General features: G+C 68.1%; 8 protein-coding genes. 3 read left to right on the plus strand and 5 right to left on the minus strand.

Annotated elements, in window-relative coordinates:
- The first annotated feature begins 9 nt into the window (after positions 1 to 9).
- A complete protein-coding gene (locus C464_RS00800) occupies positions 10 to 945 on the plus strand; it encodes an NAD-dependent epimerase/dehydratase family protein (RefSeq protein WP_006111568.1) in 936 nt (311 codons plus the stop codon).
- 24 nt (positions 946 to 969) lie between these two features.
- Here C464_RS00800 and C464_RS19070 read toward each other — a convergent pair whose 3' ends face one another.
- Complete coding sequence (locus tag C464_RS19070; RefSeq protein WP_006111569.1) at positions 970 to 1,290, minus strand: hypothetical protein; 321 nt, start codon at positions 1,288 to 1,290, stop codon at positions 970 to 972.
- 472 nt (positions 1,291 to 1,762) lie between these two features.
- Here C464_RS19070 and argS point away from each other — a divergent pair, with 472 nt between their 5' ends.
- Both argS and prf1 read left to right on the plus strand, forming a co-directional pair.
- Positions 1,763 to 3,571, plus strand: coding sequence for an arginine--tRNA ligase (gene argS / locus C464_RS00810; protein ID WP_006111570.1), 1,809 nt, complete (start codon positions 1,763 to 1,765; stop codon positions 3,569 to 3,571).
- Positions 3,572 to 3,646: 75 nt separating this feature from the next.
- Complete coding sequence (gene prf1 / locus C464_RS00815; protein ID WP_006111571.1) at positions 3,647 to 4,897, plus strand: peptide chain release factor aRF-1; 1,251 nt, start codon at positions 3,647 to 3,649, stop codon at positions 4,895 to 4,897.
- A 27-nt stretch (positions 4,898 to 4,924) separates the two neighbouring features.
- Here the strand turns inward: prf1 and C464_RS00820 are convergent, their stop codons facing one another.
- The 4 genes from C464_RS00820 to C464_RS00835 all read right to left on the minus strand — a co-directional run.
- Complete coding sequence (locus tag C464_RS00820) at positions 4,925 to 5,368, minus strand: metal-dependent transcriptional regulator (RefSeq protein ID WP_006111572.1); 444 nt, start codon at positions 5,366 to 5,368, stop codon at positions 4,925 to 4,927.
- 43 nt (positions 5,369 to 5,411) lie between these two features.
- Positions 5,412 to 5,897 carry a ferritin family protein gene (locus C464_RS00825; protein ID WP_006111573.1) on the minus strand — a complete coding sequence of 162 codons (486 nt, stop codon included), beginning with the start codon at positions 5,895 to 5,897 and terminating at the stop codon, positions 5,412 to 5,414.
- 140 nt (positions 5,898 to 6,037) lie between these two features.
- On the minus strand, positions 6,038 to 7,267 hold the full coding sequence (gene sufD / locus C464_RS00830) for a Fe-S cluster assembly protein SufD (RefSeq protein WP_006111574.1): 1,230 nt from the start codon (positions 7,265 to 7,267) through the stop codon (positions 6,038 to 6,040).
- Position 7,268: 1 nt separating this feature from the next.
- The coding region (locus C464_RS00835; RefSeq protein WP_006111575.1) for a SufD family Fe-S cluster assembly protein at positions 7,269 to 7,486 on the minus strand (218 nt) is incomplete at its 5' end.

The raw sequence follows: 7,486 nt of genomic DNA on the forward strand, positions 1-7,486 counted from the left end.
CGGACCGATATGAACCTCGCCGATATGCGCGTCCTCGTGACCGGCGGCGCGGGGCTCGTCGGGAGCCACCTCGCGGCCGACCTGCTCGACCGCGGCGCGACCATCCGCGTCGCCGACGACCTCTCGAAGGGGACCCGCGACCGCGTCCCCGGCGGCGCGGAGTTCGTCGAAGCGGACATGACCGACGCCGACGACGTGGCGCGCGCGGTCACCGACGACCTCGATATCGTCTTCCACTTCGCGGCGTACACGGACACGAACTACGACGACGACCGCACGCTGTTCGAGGAGAACACCGGGATGACGTACAACGTCTTAGACCGGATGCGCGAGGTCGGCGTCGACCGCCTCGCGTTCACTTCCTCGTCGACGGTGTACGGCGAGGCTCCCCGTCCGACGCCCGAGGACTACGGCCCGCTCGAACCGATCTCGGTGTACGGCTCCGCGAAGCTCGCGGACGAGGCGCTCATCTCGACGCACGCCCACTCGTACGGGATCCGGTCGTGGGTGTTCCGGTTCGCGAACATCGTCGGGCCGCGCCAGCGCGGCAACGTGATCCCCGACTTCATCGAGAAGCTAGACGCCGACCCGACGGAACTGGAGATCCTCGGCGACGGCCGCCAAGAGAAGTCGTACATGCACGTCTCGGAGTGCGTCGACGCCATCCGGCACGTCGTCGAGGGCGCGGACAACGCGTACAACGTCTACAACCTCGGGACCCGGACGACGACCTCCGTCACCGACATTGCCGACATCGTGAGCGAGGAGCTCGGCGTCGACCCGGAGTACGCCTACACCGGCGGCGACCGCGGCTGGACCGGCGACGTGCCGAAGATGCGGCTGTCGATCGGGAAGCTCGCCGACCTCGGCTGGGAGCCGTCGGTCGAGAGCGACGAGGCCGTCAGACGCAGCGCGCGCGAACTGATCGATGAGATCGTCGAGTAGCGCACCCCGGAGCGCGCCGCCCCCTCAGCTGTCCACCGGTTCGTCCGACTCGGTCACCGGGACGGCGACCCGCTCCCGTTCTGCCTCCGCGCCGTCCACCGGTCGTCCCCCGTCGGGCAGCATCTTCGGGCCGTCGAAGCTCGCTTCGACGTCGTCGACGACGGCACCGGCGAGGTACCCGGTCGCGCCGCCGAGGCCGGACGCGATCCCCGCGGCGAAGGGACCGGCTCGCGACCCGGCCGCCGCGCCGACTCGCGCGCCGATCTTCGCCGCGGTCCGAGCGGTCGGTCGATCGTCGCCGTCGTCGGAGCTGAACGGACAGGACTTGCGTTTTCCACCGAACATCAACTGAATAATGGGCACACGCGCACTTGTATTCTCGGCTCAGCACCGAGTAGGGGCTGCGAGGGCGCAGTTTTCCGAGGATGCCGCTCGCCTCGCGGACTCCCCGACGAGATCGCCGCGATCGGTCCGCCCGCACCGCGGTCGGGGGGCCGGCCGACGCCGCCTCCGCAGGCGAACTCGGGGGGTTGCCGAACGCGGCCGAACCGAGGCGATCGCCGAACCCCCGGCGCTAATCGCTCGACTGCGTCGGCGTCGACGGAGCGGTACGGACCGCTATTGAGCACAACGTGCTGCGTTTCGCGTGGAGGCTCCGGTGCGGGGCGCGATCCCTCGGCGGACGGGACCCGTGCTCCGCGGCCGCTCGGGGGCACACCGCCTCCCTCCGCCCGCCGGTCGCTCCGCCCCGGGTCACCGGCTCTCGCCGCCGAGCCGCTTCGGAAGGGCCTTTTAACCCGCCCGTCGAACGGACGGTATGTTCCGGCAGTTCCGGTCGGAGGTCGAGGCGACGCTCGCGGACGCGCTCGACTCGCTCGACCTCCCGACCGACGACCTCGGCATCGAACGCCCGCCCGACGACATGGACGCGACGCTCGCCTCCAGCGTCGCCTTCCGACTCGCGGGCGAGGTCGGCGACGCGCCGCCGAACGTCGCGGCGACGGTCGCCGAGGCGGTCGCGGTCGACGACGCGGACTACGTGGCGAGCGTCGACACCGCGGGGCCGTACGTCAACTTCCACGCGAACGAGCGCTACCTCGCCGACACGCTCGACGCGGCCGCGGTCGACGCGAACTACGGCGCGCTGCCCGACCGCGACACGAGCGTCGTGGTCGAACACACCAGCGCGAACCCGACGGGCCCCGTCCACGTCGGCCGCGCTCGCAACCCGATCGTCGGCGACGCGGTCGCGAACCTCCTGTCGTACGCCGGCTACGACGTGGACCGCCACTACTACGTCAACGACGCCGGCCGGCAGATGGCGGTGTTCACGTGGGCGTACGAGCGCTTCGACGAGGCCGACCTCGATTCGGAGCCCGCGCGCGACCGCGCGGAGTACGACCTCGTGCGCTACTACCGCAAGGGGAACGCCTTCTTGGAGGAGGCGGACGACGACGCGGTCGAGGCCGCGGAGGCCGAGATCCAGTCGATCCTCCAGGGACTCGAAGCGGGCGACGAGGGGACGTACGAGCGCGTCGGCGAGGTCGTCGACACCGTCCTCGGCGGGATGAAAGCGTGCCTCGGCCGCCTCCCCGCCGAGTTCGACGAGTTCGTCAAGGAGACGCGGTTCATGCGCGACGGCTCCACCGACGACGTCGCGGGCCGGCTCAAGGAGACCGACCACGCGGTCTACGAGGAGGACGCCTGGCAGCTGGAGCTCGACGAGTGGGGGATCGACAAGAACCTCGTCTTCCTGCGGTCGGACGACACGAGCCTCTACACGACCCGCGACCTGGCGCACCACGAGTGGAAGTTCGCGAACTACGACCGCGCGGTCACCGTCCTCGGCGAGGACCACAAGCTCCAGGCCGACCAGCTCGACGCGACCCTCGAACTGCTCGGCAACGACGCCGACCGGCTCGGCCACGTCATCTATTCGTACGTCAACCTCCCCGACGGGAAGATGTCGACGCGGCGGGGGACGGGCGTGATGCTCGACGACCTGTTAGACGAGGCCATCGACCGCGCCCGCGACGCCGTCGAGTCGCGGATGGACGACCGCATCCGCGACGACGACCTCACCGACGAGGACGTCGAGCGCATCGCCCACCAGGTCGGGATCGGCGCGGTCCGGTACGACATCGTCTCGAAACAGCCCGCGAAGGCGATTACCTTCGAGTGGGAGGACGCGCTCGACTTCGAGGCGCAGTCGGCTCCGTTCGTCCAGTACGTCCACGCTCGTTGCGCCGGCATCCTCGGCGAGGCCGCCGCCGCCGGGATCGACGTGCCGGGCGTGACGGCGGACGCCGACGGCGACGTCGACCCCGATGCGCTCGACGTGGACGCGAGCGCCTTGGAGACCGACGCGGCCCGCGAGCTCCTCCGCGAGGTCGCGCGCTTCCCCGCGGCGATCGAGGCCGCCGCGGACGACTTGGAGCCGCACACGATCGCGACGTTCACCCGCGAGTTCGCGGACGCGTACAACGCCTTCTACCGCGAGTGCCCCGTCGTCACCGCCGAGACCGCGGACCTGCGCGACGCCCGGCTCGCGGTCGTCGCGGCCGCGAAACACACGATGGCGAACGCGCTCGACGTGTTGGGCGTCGAGGCCCCGGAGTCGATGTAAGCCGCGGAGACGGACGCTTCCGGCGGTATCGACAGGTCAAAGATTACTTACACGCACGCGACCGTATTCGGAACAATGAGTAGCGACGCACAGGAGGCGAACGCGGACCGCCGGAAGTACGAGTTCCGCAAGGTCATCGAGGAACTCACGGAGTACGAGGGCTCCGGTACCCAGCTCGTCACCATCTACATCCCCGAGGACAGGCAGATCTCCGACGTGGTGGCCCACGTCACGCAGGAACACAGCGAGGCGTCGAACATCAAGTCAAAGCAGACGCGGACCGCCGTGCAGGACGCGCTCACGTCGATCAAAGACCGCCTGCGCTACTACGACACGTTCCCGCCCGACAACGGGATCGTGATCTTCTCCGGGGCCATCGACACCGGCGGCGGGCAGACCGACATGGTCACCCGGACGCTGGAGTCGCCCCCGCAGCCCGTCCAGTCGTTCCGCTACCACTGCGACTCGGAGTTCCTCACGGAGCCGCTCGAACACATGCTCGAAGACTCCGGGCTGTTCGGGCTCATCGTCTTGGACCGCCGCGAGGCGAACGTCGGCTGGCTGAAGGGGAAACGCGTCGTCCCCGTCAAGTCCGCCTCCTCGCTCGTGCCCGGCAAACAGCGGAAAGGCGGCCAGTCCGCACAGCGGTTCGCCCGCCTACGGTTGGAGGCCATCGACAACTTCTATCAGGAGGTGGCGGGGATGGCGAACGACCTCTTCGTCGACAAGCGCCACGAGATCGACGGCATTCTGGTCGGCGGCCCCTCCCCGACGAAGGACGAGTTCCTCGACGGCGACTACCTCCACCACGAGCTCCAGGACAAGGTCCTCGGCAAGTTCGACGTCGCGTACACCGACGAGTCCGGGCTGAAGGACCTCGTCGACGCGGGCCAAGAGGCGCTCTCTGACCAGGAGATCGTCCAAGACAAAAACGACATGGAGGAGTTCTTCGAGAAGCTCAACACCGGCCAAGAGGCCACCTACGGGTTCGAACAGACCCGCCGCAACCTGATCATGGGCTCGGTGGACCGCCTGCTCATCTCCGAGGACCTCCGCTCCGACGTCATCGTGTACGAGTGCCCGAACGGCCACGAGGAGTACGAGGTCGTCGACGCCCGCCACTCGACGCCGGACCACGAGTGTAGCGAGTGCGGCGACGAGGCCGCGGTCGAGGAGCGCGAGGACGTCATCGAACACCTGATGGCCATCGCGGAGCAGCGCGGCACCGAGACGCGGTTCATCTCCACGGACTTCGAGAAGGGCGAACAGCTGCTCGACGCGTTCGGCGGCATCGCCGGCATTCTTCGGTACTCGACCGGCGTCTAAGCGGCCGAAATCTCTCTTCGACTGCTCCTACTGCTGTTCCGGCTCGACCGGCGTCGCCGCGATCTCGAGACACGCGCAGGCGTCGGACTCGGGGTCGAAGCAGTCCGGACACTCCGGCTGGCGGTCGATGATCGTGTCGAGCCGCTCCGCGACCGTGTCGTCGATGACGGCCTCCAGCTCGCGGGCCTCCGCCTGGAAGTCCTCGACCGCGAGGACGTTCGCGAGGAAGCGCTCGATGATACAGTAGGTCTGGAGCGCGTCTCGGGCCCGCACGATGCCGTCGTCGGTGAGCGTGACGCCCTTGTACTTCTCGTGTTCGGCGAGCCCCCGATCTTCGAGCTTGCCGATCATCTCGTTGGCGCTGGCCGGGCTGACGCCGAGCGCGTCGGCTATCGATCCGGTCGAGGCGGGACCGTCTTCGCTGTCCTGTACGACGTATATGGTCTTGAGGTACTGATCTGCGGTGTTCACGGTGCTCCTCCGTCGACGCTCGTCGGCGGCTCGTCTGTCCGGTTCATCGTCGTTCCATGACCTCCGTGACCTCGCGCACGCCCTCGGCCTCCTCGTCGCGGATCGTCGTCAGGGTCGCGATCAGCTCCTCGCGGTCGACCGAGAACGCCGCGTCGGAGCCCTCGACCGCCTCGATGAGGTCGTCGTAGAACTTGTACGCCGTCTCCTCGTTACACAGTTGGTCGTACAACACGTCGTCGAAGTCCTCCGGCCGCGTCCGCCCGTAGCGGGCGTCGACGAGCGACTCGATCTCGTCGAACGGGACGCTGTCGACGCCGAGCCCGTCGATGATGGCCTCCAGCCGCTCGCGGTGGTCCGCCGACTCCTCGGCCGCGTCCGCGAGCAGCGTCTCCACCGCCTCGTCGAGTTCGGCGTCCAGCTGCCGGTAGTGGCGGTGCGCTCGCGCTTCGACGACTTCTTCGAGCACGATTCCGATCTGGAGCAGCCGCGCGAGTTGGTCGTCGGAGGTGACCCGCTGGCTCACGCTCACCGCGACCACCCGAGACGGCACGATACGCGGGTTCGCATACGAACGACTCGGGCGTCGTCGGTCTTAAGCGGTTCCCCTCGCTCGCCGGCTGCTCGGCCATTACGGGCGGGCCTGAAAAAATCCGTTCCAGTGTCGACGGCTTACTGGAGCCGTTCGAAGACGAGTTCCTCGACGTCGTCGCGGAACTCGTCGACGGCGATCTCCTCTAAGACGGGCACGAAGAAGCCCTCGACGAGCATGTTCCGTGCGGTCCGCGAGTCGATCGAACGGCTCTCCAGGTAGAACAGGTCCTCGGCGTCGACCTGTCCGACCGTCGCCGAGTGGGAGGCCTCGGTGTCGTGGTTGTGGATGATCAGCTTCGGCGACGCGTCCGCCTCGGCGTCGTCCGACAGCATCAGCGTGTTCTCGCGCTGGTAGCTGGAGGTGTTCCACGCGTCCCCGCCGACGTCCTGAACGCCCTCGTAGACGGAGCGGGCGACGTCGTCGAGCACGCCGCGGGTGACGAGGTCGGCGGTCGTCTGCTCCGCCTGGTGCCACACGCGGGCGTTGATGTCGAAGTGCTGGTCGTCCGTCCCGAAGAACGTCCCGACGATCTGGCTCTCGGAGCCGTCGCCGTTCAGTTCGGTCTCGATGTCGGAGCGGGTGAGCTTCGAGCCGAAGTTGCTCTCGATCCAGTCGACCGTCGCGTACGTGTCCGTCACGCCGCGCTTCAGCGAGTAGGTGTACGCGTCGTCGTCGAGGTTCTGGAGCGAGCCGAACTGGACGTTCGAGTTCTCGCCCGCGACGACCTCGACGAGGTTCGAGAAGTACCGGTCGCCGCTCGCCTCCGGGGCGGCGGCCTCGCCGTCACCGGACGTGATCGACTCGAGGATCGTCACCGACGACGACTCCTCGGCGACGACGAGCGTCTGGCTGAACAGCGAGCGGGAGTTCATCTCCGCGCGCACCGTCACGTCCTCGACGTCGACGCCCTTCGGGACGTAGACGAACGTGCCGGTGGTGAACAGCGCGACCGAAAGCGCCGTGAGGTAGTTGTGTTCGGGGTCGAGGACGGAGCCGAAGTTCGCCTCGATGACGTCGCCGTACTCGGCGATCGCCTCGGTGAACGGCAGGACAACGACCTCGTCGTCGCCCGCGCTCCGCTCGGTCTCGTCCGCCTGGTTCAGCGGGTCGACGAGCGCCTCGAAGTCCAGCGCCTCGAGATCGGTCCAGCGGCGGCCCGGCGTCTGGATGACGTCGGGCAGCTCAGCGGTCTCTAGGGCGGCCAGCGCGTTCAGGCGGGTCTCCAAGAGCCACTCGGGCTCGTCGCGTTCGTCGGCGATGCGTCGTACCGTGTCCTCCGAGAGGCTCTCGATTGCTTGCGTGCTCATGTTATCCGAGCGAACCCTCCATCTCGAGTTCGACGAGCCGGTTCAGCTCGACGGCGTACTCGATCGGCAGCTCCTCCGTGATCGGCTCGATGAACCCCGAGACGATCATCTGCTTTGCGTCGTCGTCATCGAGACCGCGCGACTGGAGGTAGAAGATGTCCTCGTCGCCGATCTTGCCGACGGTCGCCTCGTGGGCGACGTCGACCTTCGACTCGTTGA

Source organism: Halorubrum coriense DSM 10284 (assembly GCF_000337035.1).
GTDB classification, from domain to species: Archaea; Halobacteriota; Halobacteria; order Halobacteriales; family Haloferacaceae; genus Halorubrum; species Halorubrum coriense.

Coding starts and splice junctions, on each gene's coding strand:
- C464_RS00800 (WP_006111568.1), top strand. CDS start 10: ATGAACCTCGCCGATATGCGCGTCCTCGTGACCGGCGGCGCGGGGCTC.
- C464_RS19070 (WP_006111569.1), bottom strand. CDS start 1,290: ATGTTCGGTGGAAAACGCAAGTCCTGTCCGTTCAGCTCCGACGACGGC.
- argS (WP_006111570.1), top strand. CDS start 1,763: ATGTTCCGGCAGTTCCGGTCGGAGGTCGAGGCGACGCTCGCGGACGCG.
- prf1 (WP_006111571.1), top strand. CDS start 3,647: ATGAGTAGCGACGCACAGGAGGCGAACGCGGACCGCCGGAAGTACGAG.
- sufD (WP_006111574.1), bottom strand. CDS start 7,267: ATGAGCACGCAAGCAATCGAGAGCCTCTCGGAGGACACGGTACGACGC.